Annotated in this window: 18 protein-coding genes; 7 read left to right on the top strand and 11 right to left on the bottom strand. The window is 69.0% G+C overall.

Translation table 11 applies throughout. From position 1 onward, the window contains the following. Nucleotides 1-180: 180 nt before the first annotated feature. From pncA to alaC, 4 genes are read right to left on the bottom strand one after another with little or no spacing between them, the layout of a single operon-like run. Nucleotides 181-810 carry a bifunctional nicotinamidase/pyrazinamidase gene (pncA, locus tag H566_RS0109005; protein WP_028311179.1) on the bottom strand — a complete coding sequence of 210 codons (630 nt, stop codon included), beginning with the start codon at nt 808-810 and terminating at the stop codon, nt 181-183. Nucleotides 811-820: 10 nt separating this feature from the next. Continuing rightward, a complete protein-coding gene (locus H566_RS0109000) occupies nt 821-2,131 on the bottom strand; it encodes a homoserine dehydrogenase (RefSeq protein ID WP_028311178.1) in 1,311 nt (436 codons plus the stop codon). Further along, nucleotides 2,128-2,640 carry a GNAT family N-acetyltransferase gene (locus H566_RS0108995; protein ID WP_034411008.1) on the bottom strand — a complete coding sequence of 171 codons (513 nt, stop codon included), beginning with the start codon at nt 2,638-2,640 and terminating at the stop codon, nt 2,128-2,130. Before H566_RS0108995 ends, H566_RS0109000 begins: the two co-directional genes overlap by 4 nt. Further along, nucleotides 2,640-3,839, bottom strand: a complete 1,200-nt coding sequence (gene alaC / locus H566_RS0108990; RefSeq protein ID WP_028311176.1) for an alanine transaminase — start codon at nt 3,837-3,839, stop codon at nt 2,640-2,642. The genes H566_RS0108995 and alaC overlap by 1 nt, the downstream gene beginning before the upstream one ends. Nucleotides 3,840-3,985: 146 nt before the next feature. Between alaC and H566_RS0108985 the strand changes: the two genes are divergently transcribed. From H566_RS0108985 to H566_RS0108975, 3 genes are all read left to right on the top strand, one after another. Continuing rightward, a complete protein-coding gene (locus tag H566_RS0108985; protein ID WP_028311175.1) occupies nt 3,986-4,357 on the top strand; it encodes an Mth938-like domain-containing protein in 372 nt (123 codons plus the stop codon). A gap of 58 nt (nt 4,358-4,415) precedes the next feature. After that, nucleotides 4,416-4,892, top strand: coding sequence for a peroxiredoxin (locus H566_RS0108980; RefSeq protein ID WP_028311174.1), 477 nt, complete (start codon nt 4,416-4,418; stop codon nt 4,890-4,892). A gap of 272 nt (nt 4,893-5,164) precedes the next feature. Beyond that, nucleotides 5,165-7,105 (top strand): PhoH family protein, encoded by a 1,941-nt coding sequence (locus H566_RS0108975; RefSeq protein WP_028311173.1) that lies wholly within the window; start codon nt 5,165-5,167, stop codon nt 7,103-7,105. Between the two features lie 178 nt (nt 7,106-7,283). Here the strand turns inward: H566_RS0108975 and H566_RS23985 are convergent, their stop codons facing one another. The 6 genes from H566_RS23985 to H566_RS0108945 all read right to left on the bottom strand — a co-directional run bounded on the left by H566_RS23985 (nt 7,284) and on the right by H566_RS0108945 (nt 12,505). Then, the gene (locus H566_RS23985) at nt 7,284-8,852 is read right to left on the bottom strand and encodes a carbamoyltransferase C-terminal domain-containing protein (protein ID WP_051378416.1); all 1,569 of its coding nucleotides are present in this window, start codon (nt 8,850-8,852) and stop codon (nt 7,284-7,286) included. Further along, nucleotides 8,849-9,244, bottom strand: a complete 396-nt coding sequence (gene gloA2 / locus H566_RS0108965) for an SMU1112c/YaeR family gloxylase I-like metalloprotein (protein WP_028311172.1) — start codon at nt 9,242-9,244, stop codon at nt 8,849-8,851. The genes H566_RS23985 and gloA2 overlap by 4 nt, the downstream gene beginning before the upstream one ends. 66 nt (nt 9,245-9,310) lie before the next feature. Further along, nucleotides 9,311-9,481, bottom strand: a complete 171-nt coding sequence (locus H566_RS28210; protein WP_084544910.1) for a DUF3149 domain-containing protein — start codon at nt 9,479-9,481, stop codon at nt 9,311-9,313. 147 nt (nt 9,482-9,628) lie between these two features. Further along, nucleotides 9,629-11,290, bottom strand: coding sequence for a cation acetate symporter (locus H566_RS0108955; protein WP_051378414.1), 1,662 nt, complete (start codon nt 11,288-11,290; stop codon nt 9,629-9,631). Next, entirely contained in the window at nt 11,287-11,610 is a 324-nt protein-coding gene (locus tag H566_RS0108950; protein ID WP_028311170.1) for a DUF485 domain-containing protein, read from the bottom strand. Before H566_RS0108950 ends, H566_RS0108955 begins: the two co-directional genes overlap by 4 nt. Before the next feature lie 124 nt (nt 11,611-11,734). Beyond that, complete coding sequence (locus H566_RS0108945) at nt 11,735-12,505, bottom strand: prenyltransferase (RefSeq protein WP_281173121.1); 771 nt, start codon at nt 12,503-12,505, stop codon at nt 11,735-11,737. A gap of 247 nt (nt 12,506-12,752) precedes the next feature. Here H566_RS0108945 and H566_RS0108940 point away from each other — a divergent pair, with 247 nt between their 5' ends. Next, nucleotides 12,753-13,502: a YkgJ family cysteine cluster protein gene (locus tag H566_RS0108940; RefSeq protein WP_028311168.1), complete on the top strand. Its 750-nt coding sequence runs from the start codon at nt 12,753-12,755 to the stop codon at nt 13,500-13,502. 272 nt (nt 13,503-13,774) lie between these two features. Next, nucleotides 13,775-15,250: a DEAD/DEAH box helicase gene (locus H566_RS23980; protein WP_342668689.1), complete on the top strand. Its 1,476-nt coding sequence runs from the start codon at nt 13,775-13,777 to the stop codon at nt 15,248-15,250. A gap of 148 nt (nt 15,251-15,398) precedes the next feature. Here the strand turns inward: H566_RS23980 and H566_RS0108930 are convergent, their stop codons facing one another. Beyond that, nucleotides 15,399-15,701 carry a hypothetical protein gene (locus H566_RS0108930; RefSeq protein ID WP_028311167.1) on the bottom strand — a complete coding sequence of 101 codons (303 nt, stop codon included), beginning with the start codon at nt 15,699-15,701 and terminating at the stop codon, nt 15,399-15,401. Nucleotides 15,702-15,939: 238 nt separating this feature from the next. Here H566_RS0108930 and H566_RS0108925 point away from each other — a divergent pair, with 238 nt between their 5' ends. Beyond that, complete coding sequence (locus H566_RS0108925; protein WP_028311166.1) at nt 15,940-17,628, top strand: FecR family protein; 1,689 nt, start codon at nt 15,940-15,942, stop codon at nt 17,626-17,628. Between the two features lie 5 nt (nt 17,629-17,633). Continuing rightward, nucleotides 17,634-20,042: a CHASE2 domain-containing protein gene (locus H566_RS0108920; RefSeq protein ID WP_156924345.1), complete on the top strand. Its 2,409-nt coding sequence runs from the start codon at nt 17,634-17,636 to the stop codon at nt 20,040-20,042. The last annotated feature ends 82 nt before the right edge of the window (nt 20,043-20,124 follow it).

Raw genomic sequence — 20,124 nt, 5'->3', positions numbered from 1 at the left:
CCGGCGGCTGCGCGGTCGGTATCGGAAAGATGTCGGGCCGCAGGCGCGGAGCCGGCGGGACGGATTCGGTGCCGCCGAGCGGCGGGTGCTTGCCGCGATCGGGGCGGCGCCGGGACCGTTCCGCTTCGGTCGGGCCCGGATCGGCCGGTGCTGCAATCGTTTGCAGCACCGGCCGGCAGTTCAGTCGAGCATCGGGATCAGCGTGACGCCAGCGGCAAGCATCTGCGCGCGCGCCGCGTCTGCCGAGCCGTTGGCGTCGATGGCGCGGCAGGCGCCTTCGATCACCACCGCCTCGAAGCCGGCGGCGCGCGCATCGAGCGCGGTCCAGGCGACGCAGAAGTCGAAGGCGAGGCCGACGCAGAACACCCGCGTCACGCCCTGCGACTTGAGCCAGGCGGCAAGACCAGTGTCGCTGCGCCTGTCGGCTTCGAGAAAGGCCGAGTAGCTGTCCACCCGCGGGTTCATGCCCTTGCGCAGGATGAGGCGGGCGTTGGGCACATCCAGCGCGTCATGCAGCTGCGCGCCGCGCGTGCCCTGCACCGCGTGGTCGGGCCAGAGCACCTGCTCGCCGTAGGGCAGCGTGATGCTCTCGAAGGGCTGGCGGCCGGCATGCGACGAGGCAAACGAGATGTGCCCGGCCGGATGCCAGTCCTGCGTCGCCACCACCGTGCCGAAGCGCGGCGCGATCGCGTTGATGACCGGCACCACCGCGTCGCCGTCCGGCACGGCCAGTTCGCCGCCCGGGCAGAAGCAGTACTGCACATCGACGACGATCAGCGCATCGCCGGCGGCGGGAGTGATCGTCGTCATCACGCGGTCCTCAGCTCAGGTCTTCCTGGCGGATGCGCACGACGCTGCCGACCACCGTGGGCAGCGCCTCGATCTTCGCGATCGCGGCATCGACGTTCGCCTCGGCGGTCTGGTGCGTCAGCACGATGACCTCGGCTTGGTGCTCGCCCTCGGCCGGCTCCTTCTGGAGCAGCGCATCGATCGAGATGTCCTGGTCGGCCATGATGCGGGTGATGTCGGCCAGCACGCCGGTCTGGTTGGCCACGCGGATGCGCAGGTAGTAGCTCGACACCACCTTGCCCAGCGGCAGGATCGGCGTGTCGGCCAGCGAGCCTTGCTGGAAGGCCAGATGCGGCACGCGGTTGTGCGGGTCGGCGGTGAGCGTGCGGGTGATGTCCACCAGATCGGCGATGACGGCCGAGGCGGTCGGTTCGCTGCCGGCGCCGGCGCCGTAGTAGAGCGTCTGGCCGACGGCGTCGCCCTTGACCAGCACGCTGTTCATCACGCCCTCGACATTGGCGATCAGGTGCTTGGCCGGCACGAGCGTCGGATGCACGCGCAGCTCGATGCCGTCGCCGGTGCGGCGCGAGATGCCGAGCAGCTTGATGCGGTAGCCGAGTTCTTCCGCGTACTCGATGTCGGCCGGCGTCAGCTTGGTGATGCCCTCGACATGCGCCTTCTCGAACTGCACCGGGATGCCGAAGGCGATCGCGCTCATCAGCGTGATCTTGTGCGCGGCGTCGATGCCCTCAATGTCGAACGTGGGATCGGCCTCGGCATAGCCGAGTTCCTGCGCCTGCTTGAGCACCGTGTCGAAGGCGAGGCCCTTGCTGCGCATCTCCGACAGGATGAAGTTGGTGGTGCCGTTGATGATGCCGGCGATCCACTCGATGCGATTGGCCGTCAGGCCCTCGCGCAGCGCCTTGATGACCGGGATGCCGCCGGCGACGGCCGCCTCGAAGGCCACGCTCACGCCCTTGGCATGCGCCGCCGCGAAGATCTCGTTGCCGTACTTGGCCAGCAGATGCTTGTTGGCCGTCACCACATGCTTGCCGTTGGCGATGGCTTCGAGCACCAGTTCCTTGGCGATGCCGGTGCCGCCGATCAGCTCGACGACCACGTCGATCTCGGGGTTCGTCACCACGTCGCGGCCGTTGTCCGTGACCGTGGCGGCGTTGCCCACCAGCTGGCGCGCGCGGGCGGTGTTCAGGTCGGCCACCATCGCAATCTCGATGCCGCGACCGGCACGGCGCGTGATTTCGCCCTGATTGCGCTGGAGGACCTTGAACGTACCGCTGCCCACGGTACCGATGCCGAGCAGACCGACTTTGATGGGTTTCATGATTGTTTGAGCGCTGCCTTGAAACTGAAGGACGGGATCACCATGCCTTCGCGGAAGTAGAACTTGTGCGCCTGTTGGCGCTGGGTGCCCGATTCGAGCGTGAAACTGTCGCAGTCGAGCGCGACGGCGCGTTGACGCAGCCAGTCGATCATCAGCTTGCCGACGCCGCCGGAGCGACGCGATTCGTCGGTGACGAGATCATCGACGTAGAAGCGCAGGCCGTCGTGGGTGTTGGCGAACCAGCGGAACACCGCCACGCCCAGCACCGCTGCATCAGGCCCGACCAGGCCGCCGTCAAGGGCCTTGCCCGCGACGACATCACCCGCCACCGCGAGCGCCATGCGCGCGCCGCCCGCCGTCACCGCCTCGATGCGCTTCGCATAGCCCGCGAAATCATCGAGATGCGGCCGCAGCTGCCGATGCACCGGCCAGGCGCGCTCCAGCCAGTCCTGGCCAGTGAAGCGCCCGTCGGCGTCGTGCAGCTCGACAATGCGCGCGGCGGTCGTCATCACGCGGCGTTCCGGGGCAGGAGTCCGTCCTTGCGGAACATCTCCTTGATGCCGCGCAGCGCCTGCTTGGTGCGCTGCTCGTTCTCGATCAGCGCGAAGCGGACATGGTCGTCGCCGTAGTCGCCGAAGCCGATGCCGGGCGACACCGCCACCTTCGCGTCGGCCAGGAGGCGCTTGGCGAATTCGAGCGAGCCGAGATGGGCATAGGGCTCGGGCAGCTTGGCCCAGATGTACATCGACGCCTTGGGCACCTCGACGTTCCAGCCGATGTCCTGCAGGCCACGCGCGAGCACGTCGCGGCGGCTCTGGTACTGCGCGGTGATTTCCTTGACGCAGTCCTGCGGACCTTCGAGCGCGGCGATCGACGCCACCTGGATGGGCGTGAAGGTGCCGTAGTCGTGATAGCTCTTCATGCGCGCGAGCGCGGCCACCATTTCCTTGTTGCCGACCATGTAGCCGATGCGCCAGCCGGCCATGTTGTAGCTCTTGCTCATCGTGAAGAACTCGACCGCGACGTCGCGCGCGCCCGGGATCTGCATGATCGACGGCGCCTGATAGCCGTCGAAGCAGATGTCGGCGTAGGCCAGATCGTGCACGACGAGGATGCCGTGCTCCTTGGCCAGCTTGATCACGCGCTCGAAGAATTCGAGATCGACGCACTGGGCGGTCGGGTTGCTCGGGAAGCCCATGATCATCATCTTGGGCTTGGGCAGCGTCTCGCGGATCGCGCGCTCGAGTTCGGCGAAGAAATCTACGCCGGGCGTCATGCGCACCGAGCGGATGTCGGCGCCGGCGATGATCGCGCCGTAGATGTGGATCGGGTAGCTCGGGTTGGGCACCAGCACGGTGTCGCCGCGGTCGAGCGTGGCGAGCATCAGGTGGGCCAGGCCTTCCTTCGAGCCGATGGTGACGATCGCCTCGCTGTCGGCGTCGAACTCGACCTCGTAGCGGGTCTTGTACCAGTTGGTGATGGCGCGGCGCAGGCGCGGGATGCCCTTGGAAACCGAGTAGCCGTGGGTGTCGGGGCGCTTGCTGGCCTCGACGAGCTTGTCGACGATGTGCTGGGGCGTGGAGCCGTCCGGGTTGCCCATGCTCATGTCGATGATGTCTTCGCCGCGGCGCCGGGCGGCCATCTTCAACTCGGCAGTGATGTTGAAGACATATGGCGGCAGGCGCTTGATGCGGGGAAAGTCGATCACGTTGCAACTCCGGGTAAAGGGCGCGGGCAAGGGATGAAAAATGCTCGCGGGAACCCGAAATTCTAGCTGATGCATTCCGCGCATCCGGTGCATGCGGGACGCGCGAATCACCCTCGCTAGAATCGGCCGCTCCCACGGAGCCCAGAGTGAAGCTGCATACCGACGCCCTCAATTCCCTCAACACCGTCACGGCCTACGGCGACGGGTACATCGAGATCAACGCCCGCCGGCATGAGACATCGGTGCTGGTGACGCCCGAGCAGGCGGTCGCGGCATGGCCGGCGCGCGATTTCGACGCGCTGGCGGCCGAGCAGTTCGAGGCGGTACTGGAGCGTTCGCCGGAGGTGGTCATCCTCGGCACCGGCCCGAAGCAGCGCTTCGTGCATCCGAGGCTGGTGGCAGCGCTGATCGCGCGGCGTATCGGCGTCGAGTGCATGGACACCCAGGCTGCCTGCCGCACCTACAACATCCTCATGGCCGAGGGCCGCAACGTCGCGGGCGTGTTCCTGCTGGCCTGAACTGGCGCGTGGCGTGCTTGTCAGACGCACCAGTCCAACAATCACGACAGGAGTCAGCATGTCCGACACGCCCAGCCTCATCGGCAAGGCCGTTCCCGATTTTTCGGCGCCGCTCACGAGCGGCAAGACCTTCTCGATGAGCGGCAGCAAGGGCCGCAAGCTCGTCCTCTACTTCTATCCGAAGGACAGCACGCCGGGCTGCACCACCGAGGGTCAGGGCTTTCGCGACGCCATCACCGAGTTCGAGGCCGCCGGCTGCGATGTGATCGGTGTGAGCCGCGACAGCCTCAAGTCGCATGAAAATTTCCGCGCCAAGCAGGCCTTCCCGTTCGAGCTGCTGTCCGATCCGGATGAAAAGGTTTGCCAACTGTTCGGCGTCATGAAGCTCAAGAACATGTACGGCAAGCAGGTGCGCGGCATTGAGCGCTCGACCTTCGTCATCGATGCCGAAGGCGTGGTGCGCGCCGAATGGCGCGGCGTGAAGGTGCCCGGCCATGTGGCCGCCGTGCTTGCGCAAGTGCAGGCGCTGGGCTAGCTTGGAGCCGTGCCGCCCGAGGGCGGCATCCGCGACGCGGTTCGACGAAGCGATTTGAAGACGACAGCTTTCTTGAATGGCGCGACCTGCTTGAGATCCACCCCGTTCATCCCTTGTTGCCCTCCGCCCGGCGCAGCCGGCGGACATGCAACATCCGCACAGCAGCTGCACCGCAACGCCGCTCCGGACCGTGCTGTCCCGAGCGGCGTTTTCGTTTGTGCGCCTGATTCGCGCCCTGCCCCCTTTTCCCACTTCCCTCGCCGATAGCACGCATGCCTCTGCCCAAAGCGCCTACCAAGCCCGCCACCCTGCTCACCGACTTCGAGCCCGCGCAGCCGCGCCGTGCGCCGGCGCGAAAACGGGCTTCCACGGCGGGCATCGCGTCCGCCGAGCCGGCGGCCAATGCGCCCCACGTGCAGACGACGCTGGCGCTCGCGCTCGGTGACCCGGAGATTGCCGCCACGCCAGCCGTGCTGCCCGCCCAGGAAACCGAGACGGTCGAGCTCGTGGTTGCCGACCTGCCCGACACCACCGACGAAGCCACGCCCGACCCCGTTCGCCTGACCGACGCCACGCCGGCTGCCGGCCGTGCGGGAGTCGTGGCGCCGGCGTCCCGCATTCCGGTACCACCTCCCACCACCAGGCGCACCAAACCGGTCGCGCGCGTGGTCGAAGCCAAGCCGACCGAACCGAATCCGCGTCAGGCCGCGGCCCATCGCGCCACCACCAGCAAGCGCGGCGGCGCCAAGGACCATGCCGATGCCGGCGTGCGCAAGCTGTTCGTGCTCGACACGAACGTGCTCATGCATGACCCGTCGTCGCTGTTCCGCTTCGAGGAGCATGACGTCTATCTGCCGATCATGACCCTGGAGGAACTCGACAACCACAAGAAGGGCATGAGCGAGGTGTCGCGCAACGTGCGGCAGGTGAGCCGCACGCTCGACGAGCTGATCGAGAAGGCCGGCGCCGACAGCGACATCGACGGCGGCCTGCTGCTGTCGAGCCTCGGCAACCGCGACGCGGGCGGCCGGCTGTACTTCCAGACGCAGATCTTCGCCAACGTGCTGCCCACGGGTCTGGCGACCGGCAAGGCCGACAACCAGATCCTCGGCGTGGTGAAGGCGCTGCAGGAGAGCAAACCCGAAAAGCTCGTGGTGCTGGTGACCAAGGACATCAACATGCGCATCAAAGCGCGTGCCCTTGGCTTGCCGGCGGAGGACTACTTCAACGACCACGTCCTCGAAGACACCGACCTGCTCTATTCGGGCTGGCTCGCGCTGCCCGACAACTTCTGGCAGCGCCACGGCAAGGGCGTCGAGAGCTGGCAGCAGCAGGGCTCGACCTTCTATCGCGTGAGCGGGCCGCTCGTCACCGCCTTCATGGTCAACCAGTTCGTGTACTACGAAGGCAAGGACGGCGAGGCTCCGCTCTACGCCCAGGTGCGCGAGGTGAACGGCAAGACCGCCGTGCTCCAGACGCTGCGCGACTACACCCACGGCAAGAACAACATCTGGGGCGTGACCGCGCGCAACCGCGAGCAGAACTTCGCGCTCAACCTGCTGATGAACCCGGAGTGCGACTTCGTGACGCTGCTCGGCCAGGCCGGCACCGGCAAGACGCTGCTCGCGCTCGCGGCCGGCCTCGCGCAGTGCATGGACACGCGCCGCTACAGCGAGATCATCGTGACGCGCGCGACCGTGCCGGTGGGCGAGGACATCGGTTTCCTGCCCGGCACCGAGGAGGAAAAGATGGCGCCGTGGATGGGCGCCTTCGACGACAACATCGAGGTACTGCTCGGCGGCGGGTCGGCGGGCGGCAGCGGCGCGGGTGGCGGCTTCGGCAACACCTACAGCAGCGGTGCTGGCGGCGAATGGGGCAAGCAGACCAGCGCCGACCTGATCCGGTCGAAGATCAAGATCAAGAGCATGAACTTCATGCGCGGCCGCACCTTCGTCAGCAAGTACCTGATCATTGACGAGGCGCAGAACCTGACGCCCAAGCAGATGAAGACGCTCATCACCCGCGCCGGTCCGGGCACCAAGGTGGTCTGCCTTGGCAACATCGCGCAGATCGACACGCCCTACCTCACCGAAGGGTCGAGCGGCCTGACCTACGTGGTCGACCGCTTCAAGGGCTGGCCGCATTCGGGCCATGTGACGCTGGCGCGCGGCGAGCGTTCGCGGCTGGCGGATTACGCGAGCGACGCGCTGTGATGGCGTGCGTGGCGGCGCACGGCTTGGCGCTTCGGATGATGCGCCTGTCGAGGCGCCACCGGGCCACGCCGGGCCCGAGGCGCTGGCGCCGACGATGAGCGCATGAGCCTGCGCCGGCCAGCCCGGCGCGCATGCCGCACGAAGGGCCGACGGAGCGATCCGCCGGCCCTTCGTGCATTCAGCCCGGCAGCACGAGCCAGTCGCCGATGAAGGCAGCGTCGAGGCCGCTGTCGAGCAGGCAGTCGATGCAATCGCTTGCAGTAAGCACCATCGGCTTGCTGCGGGTGTTGAGCGAGGTGTTGAGCACGAGCGGCAGGCCGGTCAGGCGCGCAACCTCGCTGATGAGCGCGTGATAGCGCGGATTGTCGCGCGCGGTCACGGTCTGCACCCGCGCGCTGCCGTCCACGTGGACGATGGCTGGTACGGCCAGGCGCTTTTCCGGTCGCACCTTGAAGGTGAGCAGCATGTGCGGCGACGGGCGCGCATCCACGAACCAGTCGGCGGCGCATTCAGCGAGTACCGACGGCGCGAGCGGGCGCCAGGCCTCGCGCCGCTTGATCGCGTTGACGCGGTCGCGGCGGGCGGCGGTGTCGGGCAGCGCGACGATGGAGCGGTTGCCGAGCGCGCGCGGGCCGAATTCCGCCCTGCCGTGACACCAGCCGATCACCTCGCCGGCGGCGATGCGCGCGGCGGCCTCGGCGGCGGCATCGGCGACGCAGCGGGCGTGGACGCGACCCTCGCGCACGGCACGCCCGACGGCGCCGGCAATGTCGGTATCGCTCAGGTCGGGGCCGAGACGCACCTGTTCGCGCACCACAGGTGCGATCCCGCGTCGGCGCAGGAAATGCGCGGCGGCGCCCGCGGCTGTGCCCGCGTTGTTGGCGGCCGGCTGGATGTGGAGCGCTTCCAGCCCGGGCAGGGCCGCGATCGCAGCGTTGGCGTTGCAGTTGAGCGCCACGCCGCCGGCGAGGCAGAGCCGGCGCGCGCCCGTGAGCGCAAACGCACGACGCGCGGCGTCGAGCATGAAGCGCTCGATCTCGCGCTGGGCGGCGAAGGCAAGGGCACGCGAGGCTGGACCGAAAGGTTCGTGAGGTGTCGTGCTGGCCATCAGCGCCTCGGGCAGCACGGGCGGGCGGAGCGGTGCGTCTGGCACCGCAGGCGCGATGGATGCCGCATCGGACGGCTCGGCGGCCGCGTGCACGTAAGCCGCATCCACCGCTGTCCCCCAGGGGGCGAGCCCCATGAGCTTGCCTTCCTGTCCGGATCGGGTCGCAAGCCCGCAAAGCGCCGTCGCGCGCGAGTAGAAGTCGCCGGGCGACTGGGCACAGCCGAAGCCGGCCAACTGCACGACACCCCTGGCGTCGGCGTGGAAGATCGCCACCGCGTCGCCGTGCGCATGGCCGTCCGCCACCAGCACCGCCGCCGACGCAAAGCCGCTGGACGCGAACGCGCCCTCAGCATGGGCCAGCGCATGCGGCACCGGAAAAGGCTCGGGCAGCCCCAGCGCGGCGAGCGCCGCACGGTCCGCCTCGGTGATGCGGTCATCACCTACGGCCAGCCCTGCAAGCGCTTTCACATCAAGACCGGCCTGCGCCAGCACGAAGCGGACCGCGTCGGTCGGAAAGGCCGCCGAATGCCGGTCGGCATCGAAGCGCTCCTGCTCGACCGCCGCGACCAGTTCGCCATCGACGAACAGCGCCGCCGCCGCGTCCTGCCCGAGATTGAGGCCGAGTACCGCCGTGGTCATCGCGCGGCTTCGTAGAGTTCGAGCGGCAGGTCGTCCGGATCGCGGAAGAAGAAGAAACGCCGCCCGGTCAGGTCGTCGAGACGGATCGGCTCATGCGCGACGCCGGCTGCCTCAAGCGCGCTCGCCGCGCGTTCGATGTCGGCGACCGCGAATGCCAGATGCCTCAGCCCTTGTGCCTCAGGTCGGCTCGGGCGCGGCGGCGGATCGGGAAACGAAAAAAGCTCGATCTGGCAGCCGCCGGCGACGGCCAGATCGAGCTTCCACGAGTCGCGCCCGGGGCGATGGGTTTCGGCGATCACCTCGCAGCCCAGCACTTCGGTGTAGAAGCGCTTCGACCGCCCGTAGTCGGAACAGATGATCGCGATGTGATGAACCGCCTGGATGTCGAGCACCTTGCTTGGCTCCGCATTAAGATGCGGGCGATGGTACAGGCGGCCTGTTCGGTATTCGCGCGACCCTCAGTGCGAGGTGCGCGGCCGGATCTGGCCGGCGGCGGCGCGGGCGGTGTCCTCGGCGATGTGCTTGCGAACGAAGTTCACGAAGAAGCCGACGCCGAGCAGGCAAAAGGCGATGACCACCGCGCTCATCAGGCCGTAGTCGGTGGTGAGGAAATCGGTCAGGGCTTTCATGAAGGTCTCCTTGGTTGAGAGCCCTCATGTCACTCCTTGTCACAAGGCGCGGGCCTGATTTGGGTCAAACCGCGCACCTCGCTGAAGGCCCGCCGCAAGCCGGCTTGAGCGCGCTCAAGTCCGGCGTTGCGACGGGCCGGCGCAAGCTCAGTGCTTGCTTGCGGCCGCTGCGCCAAGACCGGTCTGGGCGCGCACGAACTGGTCGTCGAACGCGGCCTTCTCGGCGCGCGACCGGGCGCTGCTCTCGCTCACCGAGAAAAAGATCGCGAGGCCGAAGGCGATCGGCATCGCGAACAGCGCCGGCTGCTCGTAGGGGAAGATCGGCGCCGGATTGCCGAGCACCGTCACCCACACCGACTTCGACAGCACGACGAAGGTCACGGCGGACACGAGGCCGCCGTAGCCACCGGCGAGCGCGCCGCGCGTCGTCAGACCCTTCCAGTACATCGACAGGATCAGCACCGGGAAGTTGCCCGCCGCCGCGATGCCGAAGGCGAGGCCGACCATGAAGGCGACGTTCTGCTTCTCGAACAGGATGCCGAGCAGCACCGCGATCACGCCGAGGGCGAGCGTGGCCATGCGCGAGACCTTCATTTCTTCCTTGTCGGTCGCCGTGCCCTTCTTGATGACGCGCGCATACAGGTCATGCGAAATGGCCGAGGCGCCTGCGAGCGCGAGGCCCGACACGACCGCGAGGATGGTCGCGAAGGCCACCGCCGCCAGGAAGCCCAGCAGCAGATCGCCGCCCACGGCCTTGGCCAGATGCATCGCGACCATGTTGCCGCCGCCGGTCAGCTTGCCGCCCGTGAAGAACTGGGTGTCGGTGCCGACGATCGTGATCGCGCACAGTCCCATGATGAAGATCACGTTGAAGAAATAGCCGATGAAACCCGAGGCGTAGAGCACCGACTTGCGCGCTTCCTTGGCGTCGGTGACGGTGAAGAAGCGCATCAGGATGTGCGGCAGACCGGCGATGCCGAACATGAGGCCGAGGCAGAGCGACACCGCATTGACCGGATCAGCCATCAGCGCGCCCGGCGCCATGAGCTTGTCGTGCAGCTTGTGCGCCTCGGCCGCGCGGGCGACGAGCGTCGTGTACGAGAAGTCGAACTTCGAGAACGCCAGGATGCCGACCGCCGTGCCGCCCGCGAGCAGCAGGCAGGCCTTGATGATCTGCACCCAGGTGGTGGCGATCATGCCGCCGAAGATCACGTACACCATCATCAGCGCGCCCACCACGACGATTGCCAGTTCGTAGTCGAGGCCGAACAGCAGCTTGATGAGTTGGCCCGCGCCGACCATCTGCGCGATCAGGTAGAAGGACACGACCACCAGCGACGAGATCGCCGCCATCGTGCGCACCTTGCCCTGGTCGAGGCGATAGGAAGTGATGTCCGCGAAGGTGAAACGGCCCAGGTTGCGCAGGCGCTCCGCCATCAGGAACAGGATCATCGGCCAGCCGACGAAGAAGGCGATCGTGTAGATGTAGCCGTCATACCCCTTGTCGAACACAAGGGCGGTCAGGCCGAGCAGCGTGGCGGCCGACATGTAGTCGCCCGCGATCGCAAGGCCGTTCTGGAAGCCGGTGATGCCGCCGCCCGCCGTGTAGAAGTCGGCGGCCGATTGCGTCTTGCGCGAGGCCCAGTAGGTGATGCCCATCGTCATCAGGACGAAGAGCAGGAACATGCCGATCGCATGCAGGTTCAGCGGCTGCTTCTCGGCGGCCTCGACGGCGGGGCCGGCAAAGGCGATGGCCGGCGCGGCGATCGCGGCAGCGGCGAGCAGGGGACGGCGCGGGAGGAAGTTCATCGGCGCGGCTCCTTCGCGGCTTCGGCCAGGACTTGGGCCGTCAGGGCGTCGAATTCGCCGTTCGCGCGCTTCACGTACAGACCGGTCAGCGTCAGGAACAGCGCGAACATGAGCAATTCGGCCACCACGCCGACGGTCAGCGCGGAACCGTCGGCCACGGGCTTGCCGAGCGTCTGCGGGTCGAGCGCAACCACCAGGACGAATGCGTAGAAAACGATGGCGGTGATGCCGGCCATCGTTGCGGCGTAGCGGCCGCGCTTGGCGCACAGCTCCGCGAACTTGGGGTTCTCTCGAACCCGTGCATAGACCTTGTCGGTCATGGTCTTCCTCCCCGGTACTTCCTTGTTGTCGAATCAATTCGCCCGCACCCATTCGGCTGCGTATGGGCAAGGCTGCCCGATCATTCGTACCGAGGCTTAAGGAATGCTTACAACGCCGTACCTTTCAGTATGGGGTCAGTAGAAACCCCAGCCCAAACAGCAAGGGAACCGCGAGAGTGAGCGCCACATTCAAGGCCATCGCGGGCTGCAGGCGCTCCGGTGAATCGCAATCGGCCAGCACCATCGGCACGAACCGGAAGGCGAGGCCGAACGACAGCAAGCTCGCCAGGCAGGCGCTCGGCAATCCACCACCGAACACAGCGGCAACAACCGACAAGACGGCCAGCGCCAGCAGCGCCACGAACATTCGTGCCGATGCGCGCAGTCCGAACGCGACCGGCAGTGAACGCCGACCGACCACGCGATCCGGCTCGACATCCGGAAACTGGTTCAACAGCAGCAACCCGTTCACCAGGAAAAAGCCCGGCAGGCTCGCGAGCAGACCAGCCATCGACATCCGCCCAGCAAGCACGAGTTCGGTACCGAGCACCATCAGCGGTCCGAAGGCGAGCCCGGGCGCGATCAGGCAGAACCACGGTGAACGCGTGACGAAGCAGGTGTAGCCCACCACCAGCAGCACGCCGGCCAGACCGATCGGCAGCAGCGCCATACCACGACTCGCCACGAAGCCCAGGCCGATCGAGATGCAGGCGAGCAGGCCGAGCAGTGCGATCACCAACGCGGCCGGCGCAAGCTCAGGCCGCGCCGGCAGGCTGCCGCTACCGCCGCTGAATGGCGTGCGCCGCGTCATCCCGTCCAGCCCGCTGCGGAAGTCCCACCACTCGTTGAAGGCGTTGACGCTGACATGCGCCGCCAGCGCGCCGATCAGCACCAGCAGCGCATCGGCTCGGAAGTCCGCATCGGGAACTCGCTCCGTGACCGCAACGCCGACGCCCTGACATCCGGGTGTCGCCCGGGCTCCGGCATAGACACGGTTTGCGGCAGGTCAATCAGTCACAAGACCCTGCCACGCAGGTGGGCATGCGCGCGCGTGACACTGCATCGCTCTATCGCTCCGCATATTCCGCTTGCCGGTCAACGGCAGGGATCAGCGGCCATAAAACGACCTGCGCGAACATTCCATGAACACCGCCAACCCGGCCGACGCCGGCCCCCTGGCCTTCTTCAAGGCCCTGCACGACGCCTATTCCCAGACCATCGCCCGCTTCCGCGAAGGCCCCAAACTCGTCGATGCCCTGCTCTCGCAAGCCTTCGACAGTTTCGAGGGCAATGTGGCGATCCAGTCAGAGGGCCAACCGACCATCGCCTGCCACAAGGGCTGCGCTACCTGCTGCACCCTGCGCGTCACCGCCACCTCGCCGGAGATCCTGCTGATCGCGCGCTACATGCGCATGGCGCGTGCTGCGCTTGCGAAGATGGGCATAGACCTCGAACAGCGCGTGATCGACGCCGACAAGGCGACTCGCGGCCTGAGCGAGCAGGAGCGCGTCAAGCTTCGCCGGCGCTGTCCCTTCATCGAGAAGGGCGCCTGCCTCATCTATCCGGTGCGCCCGCTCGCCTGCCGAGGCCACGCCTCGCATGACGTCAAGGCCTGCGTCGATGCCGCCTCCGGCCGGGCCGACAGCGTGCCCTACTCCGAACCGCATCTGATCGTGCGCAGCCTCGTGCAGAACGCGATGCAGTCGGCTCTGCGCGATGCCGGCTACGTCTGGTCGATCCACGAACTCAACCACGGACTCGTGACCGCGCTGGCGGATGATCTCGAACCGGCCTGGCTAGCGGGCGGCGAGCCGCTAGCCGGGTCTGCGGTCGCGGACGATGTCGGCCAGTCCGAAATGGCGCGCACCTTCGACGCAATCAAGGCCGCCTGAATCCCCAAGTTCGCCCGCCGCCGCGCTCGGTCGCGGCGGCAGGTCGACCGACGCAGTACGCCCGGCTCCGACGCAGTGCAAAATTCCGGGGAATGCAGTCGGATTCATGCGTATAATCCGCAGCTTGCGCGAAAGTCACCGACCAGACGCGCAATTCCCATCCCCTCCGGCCTTTCCCCCCTTCCTTCGGTCCATCCACGGCGTTCGCACCATTGGCGAACCGACAAGCTCCGTGGCACAGACACCGAACCCGGGCACGCAGGTTGCAGGCGATGCCTCGCCACCACGGCTCACTTCTCTTCGTTCCGCGAGAGTTCATGTCCTTTGACACGCTGGGATTGCATCCCGCTTTGCTCAAGGCCGTTCAGGCTTTGGGTTTCACCGACCCGACCCCCGTTCAGCTGCAAACCATTCCCGTCGCCATGACCGGCGTCGACCTAATGGTTTCCTCCTCCACCGGCAGCGGCAAGACCGCCGCCTTCATGCTCCCGGCGCTGCATGCCATCGCCGAAGCCGGCAAGCCCGAAGGCCGCGACCGCCCCGAGCCGCGTGAAGACCGCCGCTTCGGCGACCGTCGCGGCAGCCGTGACGGCGACCGCGGCGAGTACCGTCCGCGTGAACCGCGCGACCGCAACTTCAAGGTGCAGACGCCGCGCATCCTGGTGATGGCACCCACCCGCGAACTTGCGCAGCAGGTCGCGCAGAGCACCTTCGAGCTCACCTCCGAGCTGCGCTGGCTGCGCATCGCCACCATCGTCGGCGGCGTGCCCTACGGCCGTCAGCTCCAGCAGCTGCGCGGCCACCTCGACATCGTGATCGGCACGCCCGGTCGCCTGCTCGACCACATCCGCAACGGCAAGCTCGACCTGAGCAACGTCAAGACGCTCGTCCTCGACGAAGCCGACCGCATGCTCGACATGGGCTTCATCGACGACATCCGCGAAGTCGCCGATGCGACCCCGGCCGATCGCCAGACGCTGCTGTTCTCGGCCACCTTCGCCGGTCCGGTCGCGCGGCTCGCCGAAGGCCTGATGCGCGAACCCCGCCGCATCGAGCTGGCCACGCACCGCGACGTGCACACCGACATCGCCCAGCGCCTGCACTGGGCCGACGACATCGAGCACAAGAACGCCCTGCTCGACCACCTCCTGCGCGGCGTGGACGTGCAGCAGGCCATCGTCTTCACCTCGACGCAGCGCGACGCCGACTGGCTCGCCGAGCGCCTCGAAGACGAAGGCCATGCCGCCGCCGCCCTGCACGGCGGCATGCCCCAAGGCATGCGCAATCGCACGCTGAGCAAGCTGCGCGAAGGCCGTCTGCGCATCCTCGTCGCAACCGACGTGGCCGCGCGTGGCATCGACGTGCCGACCATCAGCCACGTCATCAACTACGGTCTGCCCATGACCGCCGAGGACTACGTTCACCGCATCGGCCGTACCGGTCGCGCGGGCCGCTCGGGCCAGGCCGTGACGATCGTCGAGCACCGCGACGCCGGCGCGATCCGCCGCATCGAGCGCTTCACCTCGCAGCCGATCCCCGTCGAGACCATCGCCGGCCTCGAACCCAAGCGCCAGCCGCGCCGTTTCGACGGTAAGCCGGGCGAGCGCCGTCCGGGTTCAGGCGGTCCGCGCAAGCCGGGTGGCGGTGGTCGTCCGGGTGGCTCGGGCTACGGCAAGCCGCGCCGCGAGGGTGGCCATGCCAACCCGGACCGTCGCGAAGGCAGCTTCCGCCCGCGTCGTCCGGACTGAATCCGGCAGCCGGGCGATCCCTCGCCCGGCTCCGCAGACCGGCAGGCGGCCATGAGCCGCCCATGAAAAACGCCGGCCTCTCCCTTTTCGGAGAGGCCGGCGTTTTTCATGGGCGACCGGCCCGGAGGAACCGGCGCGGCAAGCACGCTCAGTGCTGCTGCACGCCGTCATGCACGCGCGCGCCGGTGGTGACGGGCGCGAGCCAGGCAAATTCCTCGGTGGCCGACGCCGGCGTGATCGACTGCTCGGCGAACAGCTTGTCGACGAGCTTGCAGAGCATCGTCTCCAGCGCGTCGTCCGGGTTGTTGTCGGCATCCTCGAACCGGTCGATCGAGATCTCGGGGCCTTCCTCGTCGTCGACCATCATGACGATGAAGATTTCTTCCTTGCCCGGACGGCCATGAACCGTCGCGCGGAAGGCTTCGCCGCGATAGGTGAATCCGCGAACCATGTGTTGCTCCTTGGCTTTGTAGATGGTGTGCAGGAACTGCGTTGACGCCGGTGGCAGCCAGCGACCGAAAACCATTTCGGCGGGGCGGATTCTAGACAAGACCCTTTTACCTGCCCGGAAATGCTTCTCATGGGAAACCCTTGATGGCCGGGGGTTTCGTGACAGGCCGACAGGCATAATCGCGGGCCGGTCGACGCAGCCACGTCACCCGCAGTCACGAACGCCTCCAAGTAGAAACATGCCCATCAGTCCCGCCCGCACGGCCGTCGTGGTCCGTGCCCGGCGCAGCGCGATCGCGGCGGCCGCCGCCGCGATCGGCTTCGGCAACGCGCTTGCCGCCCCGCCTGCCCTCCTCCCCGTCGCCGACACCGAAACCCACATCCTCACCGTCGAGCGCGGCGACACCCTCATCGGCATCGCGCGCCGTCTGCTCGCCAATCGGGGCGGCTGGCGCGAAATCGCCAGACTCAACCGCATGGCCGATCCCGACGTGCTGCCCACCGGCAGCCAGCTGCGGATTCCGCTCGACCGCATGGCCGCGCGACCCATGACGGTCGAGGTGATCGAAACCGTCGGCCACGCGAGCCTCGTGCGGCCCGACGGCAGCACCAGTCCGCTCGCGCGCGGCACCAGCCTCGGCGAAGGCGACCGCATCGACACCGGCGCCGACGGCTACGCGACCCTCAGACTCGGCGACGGATCGCTGCTGCGTGTCCAGGCCGAATCGAGCGCCGAGGTGGCGCGCGCCCGCAACTACGCCGCCGCCGATACCGCCGCCGCGTCGCTGCGACTGCTGCGCGGCCGGGTCGAGGCGCTGGTAGCGCGACTGCGTGGCGGCCAGCCGCATTTCGATGTGCGCACGCCGCAGGCGACGCTCGCGGTGCGCGGCACCGAATTCCGCGTCAGCAGCGGCGCTGAGACGCATGGCGAGGTCGTGCACGGACTCGTCGACGCGCGTGGCGGCGCCGAAGGCAAGGCGCTCGCGGCCGGCTACGGGACGGTCATCGGCGCCGACGGCCGCGTGGCCGAGCCGGTTGCGCTGCTGCCGGCGCCCGATCTGTCCGGCCTGCCCGCGGTGTTCGAACGCAAGCTGCTGCGCATCAGCCTGCCGCCGCTCGCGGGCGCCGCCGGCTGGCGCGTGCAGGTCGCGCGTGACGCCGGCTTTGGCGCGGTCGAGCATGAATCGGTCAGCGCCACGCCCGAGCTGCGCATCGCCGGCCTCGGCGACGGCAGGTGGCAGCTGCGCGTGCGCGCCATCAATGCGCAAGGGCTCGAAGGGCTCGATGCGGTCGGCAGCTTCGAGCTGCATGCCGAGCCCGAGCCGCCCTTCCTCAACGCGCCCGCGCCTAGCGGCAAGCTGCGCGCGACCGGCGTCCGCTTCGCCTGGACCGCCAATCCAGCCGCGACCGGGGGCTACCGATTCCAGCTCGCGCCCGCCGACGGCAGCTTCGACGCACCGATCGCCGAGCGCGCCGCGAACGGCAACGACGTCACGCTCGACCCGCTCGCCCCCGGCCGCTACCGCTGGCGCGTCGCCAGCCTGCCGGCCGACGGTCGTCCCGGCCCCTGGGGCGACGCGGTCGAGTTCACGCTCGCGCCGCCACCCGCTGGCGCCCAGTCCCCCGAGGTCGATGACGACGAGATGCGCTTCGCCTGGGCCGGCGAGCCGGGCCAGACCTTCGACTTCCAGCTCGGCCGCGATGCCGCGATGGCCAGCCCCGAGGTCGTCGCCCACCTCGACACGCCGCGCCTGAGTCTGCCGCGCCCCCACGCCGGCGGCCGCTTCTACCTGCGCTACCGCGCGATCGACGCCGACGGCTTCATCGGCCCCTGGACCGCGATCCAGAGCTTCGATGTCGACGGCTGCATCGAGGGCGGCGCCGACCAGTGCTGGCGCAGCGGCGCCGGCCTGCTCACCCGGCGCTGACCCGCATGCCGCACGCCGCCCAGGCCCCGCGCCTCGCCCGCGAACGCAAGCGGCTCGCGCTCGCGCTGGCCCTGTTCACCCTGGTGCTCGGCCTGAGCGGCCTGCTGCGCGGCAGTGACGACGCCCTCTACGACATCGGTCTCACGATCGACGCCCGGCCCACGCCGCCCGACGACATCGTCATCATCGCGATCGACGACGCCAGCCTCGCCGTGATGGGCCGCTGGCCCTGGTCGCGCGCGACCCACGCGCGGCTGCTCGAACGCATCGCGCCCGACCGGCCGCGCGCCGTACTGCTCGATCTGCTGCTGTCCGAACCCTCCGACCTGCCCGAGGACGATGCCGAGCTGGCCACCGCCATGGCACGGGTCGGCCCGGTCGTGCTGCCGGTCGTGCCGGTTGCCAGCATCGGCGGCGAGCGCCTGACCGAACTGCGGCCGGCCGAAAGCCTCGGCGACGCCTACCGCCTCGGCCATGCCGATGCCGAACTCGACCCCGATGGCATCCTGCGGCGCAGCTATCTGCATGCCGGCCTCGGCGCGCCGCGCCATCCGCATGTCGCGCTCGCCCTGCTAGACGCTAGCGCCGGCAGCGGCGATCCGGCGCCAGACACCACCGTCACGGCCGACGAACCCATCGCGCCCGATCTGCCCCCCCGGCCACCGCGCCGTGCCGACACCGGGCCGCAGTTCCCGAGCCAGGCCGCCGACGGCCGCTGGCGCCGCGCCGACCCGATCCTGCTGCGCCACCGCGGCGGTGCCGACCACTACGCCCACGTCAGCTATGCCGACGTGCTGCTCGGCCGCGTGCCGCCCGGCCGCTTCCACGACCGCTTCGTGCTCATCGGCGTGACCGCCACCGGCCTCGGCGACGGCTATCCCACGCCGCTGTCGGGCAGCAACCGCATCACGCCGTCCATCGACATCATCGCCACCCTGCTCGACAGCCTGCGTCGTGGCGACGCGCCCTGGACGCCGCAGCCGCTGCCCGCCGCCGCCTTCGGCGCGCTGATCGCCGGCCTGCTCACGCTCGGCATCACCCGCCTGCCGCCGCGCGCCGCGCTCGTCTTCGGTCTGGGCAGCGCGGCCGGCGCGGTCGCCCTCGCCTGGGTGCTGCTCGGCGTCGCCAGCGTCTGGCTACCGCCGGCCGGCATCGCCATCGCAGCGCTGCTCGCCTGCCCACTCTGGAGCTGGCGCCGACTCGAAGCCGCGAGCCGCTTCGTCGATGACGAACTCGACACCCTCGCCCACCGCACCGGCCCCGAACTCGGCCTCGCCGACGGCCTGCGCAGCCCGCGCGCGCTGCGCCGCGCCATTGCCGCGAGCCGCGCCGCCGGCCACGCCGCGAGCGCCCGCCCGGCCACGCCGGCACCGGGCACCGAGCCGCTCGAAGCCCGGCTCGACGCGCTCGCCGCCATCTCGCAAAGCCTGCGCGACGGCCGCGACCTGCTCGCCGAGGCGCTTGCCGCCCTGCCCGAACCGGTGTTCGTGACCGATCCGCGCGGCCTCGTGCTGCTGGCCAATCCGCCCGCGGCCCGGTTTGCCGCCCGCCTTGCCGGCGACGACGCCCTTCCGCCCGCGACCCTGGCCGGCCGCCAGCTGCCCGAGCTGCTGCGCGAACTGGCACCCGGCGGCGCAAGCGCCTGGACCGCGCTGCTCGACGAGGTGGGCCTGGACGCCCGCCCGCGCCACCTCATCGGCCGGCATCCGCGCCTCGCGCCCCAGCGCATCCATGTGAGCCCGCTCGGACGGCAGGCGCGGCCCGACGCGCTCGTGGTCTGCCTCAATTCCCTCGGTCGCGCGGTGGCCGAACCCGCATTGGCCGGCACCGACGCCGACCACACCGGCCCGCGCACCCGCCCGCTCGGCGCCTACACGCCGCCCTCCTTCGTTGACGGTCTGCTCACCACCGTCACCCAGACCGATGTGCCCGCGCCACCGCCCACCGTCCCGCGCCCCGACAGCCGACCCATGGTCAGCACCCAGCCGCTGTCCGGCGATTTCGTGCAGGCGATGCGCCTCGAAAGCGGCGGCACCGTCTCGATCGGCTTCGACCTCGCCGCGCTGCTGTCCGACGCCATCGCCGAGATCCGCGCCGAGCCCGGCGGCCAGCGCCTGCCCGTCAATGCCGACGCCCCCGCCGGCGCCGCGATGAAGGGCGACCCCGCGCTCATGCGCCGCGCGCTCGCCGGCCTGGTCGCGCATGCGGTGCGGGCCGGCGGCGACGACCCGATCGCCATCCGCCTCGCCATCGACGGCGATCACTGGCGGCTCGCGCTCGCGCCGGCCGCGCCCGGCATGCCGTCCGCCTTCGTCGAGCGCGTGGTCGAGCATCACGCCGGCCGCATGGTTTCGGCGCCGCTCGGCCCCGACCGCGCCCGGCTCGATCTGCTGCTGCCCACCGGCGCGAACTGAGCGCCAGACAGACGCCGGCTGAACGGCTTCAGCCAGCGTCGTGCATCAAATCGCACAGACTTGATGACTCCCGGTCATCAAG

This window comes from Derxia gummosa DSM 723, assembly GCF_000482785.1.
Classification (GTDB): Bacteria; Pseudomonadota; Gammaproteobacteria; order Burkholderiales; family Burkholderiaceae_E; genus Derxia; species Derxia gummosa.
Note: the sequence above shows the minus strand (reverse complement) of the source record. Positions and strands in the feature narration are given on the sequence as shown.

Bases quoted from the DNA above. Each gene is read 5' to 3' on its own strand.
- H566_RS0108940 (WP_028311168.1), top strand. From the start codon at position 12,753: ATGAACACCGCCAACCCGGCCGACGCCGGCCCCCTGGCCTTCTTCAAG.
- H566_RS23985 (WP_051378416.1), bottom strand. From the start codon at position 8,852: ATGACCACGGCGGTACTCGGCCTCAATCTCGGGCAGGACGCGGCGGCG.
- H566_RS0108975 (WP_028311173.1), top strand. From the start codon at position 5,165: ATGCCTCTGCCCAAAGCGCCTACCAAGCCCGCCACCCTGCTCACCGAC.
- H566_RS28210 (WP_084544910.1), bottom strand. From the start codon at position 9,481: ATGAAAGCCCTGACCGATTTCCTCACCACCGACTACGGCCTGATGAGC.
- H566_RS0108920 (WP_156924345.1), top strand. From the start codon at position 17,634: ATGCCGCACGCCGCCCAGGCCCCGCGCCTCGCCCGCGAACGCAAGCGG.
- H566_RS0108950 (WP_028311170.1), bottom strand. From the start codon at position 11,610: ATGACCGACAAGGTCTATGCACGGGTTCGAGAGAACCCCAAGTTCGCG.
- H566_RS0108980 (WP_028311174.1), top strand. From the start codon at position 4,416: ATGTCCGACACGCCCAGCCTCATCGGCAAGGCCGTTCCCGATTTTTCG.
- H566_RS0108995 (WP_034411008.1), bottom strand. From the start codon at position 2,640: ATGACGACCGCCGCGCGCATTGTCGAGCTGCACGACGCCGACGGGCGC.
- H566_RS0108925 (WP_028311166.1), top strand. From the start codon at position 15,940: ATGCCCATCAGTCCCGCCCGCACGGCCGTCGTGGTCCGTGCCCGGCGC.
- pncA (WP_028311179.1), bottom strand. From the start codon at position 810: ATGACGACGATCACTCCCGCCGCCGGCGATGCGCTGATCGTCGTCGAT.
- H566_RS0108955 (WP_051378414.1), bottom strand. From the start codon at position 11,290: ATGAACTTCCTCCCGCGCCGTCCCCTGCTCGCCGCTGCCGCGATCGCC.
- H566_RS0109000 (WP_028311178.1), bottom strand. From the start codon at position 2,131: ATGAAACCCATCAAAGTCGGTCTGCTCGGCATCGGTACCGTGGGCAGC.
- H566_RS0108930 (WP_028311167.1), bottom strand. From the start codon at position 15,701: ATGGTTCGCGGATTCACCTATCGCGGCGAAGCCTTCCGCGCGACGGTT.
- H566_RS23980 (WP_342668689.1), top strand. From the start codon at position 13,775: ATGCCTCGCCACCACGGCTCACTTCTCTTCGTTCCGCGAGAGTTCATG.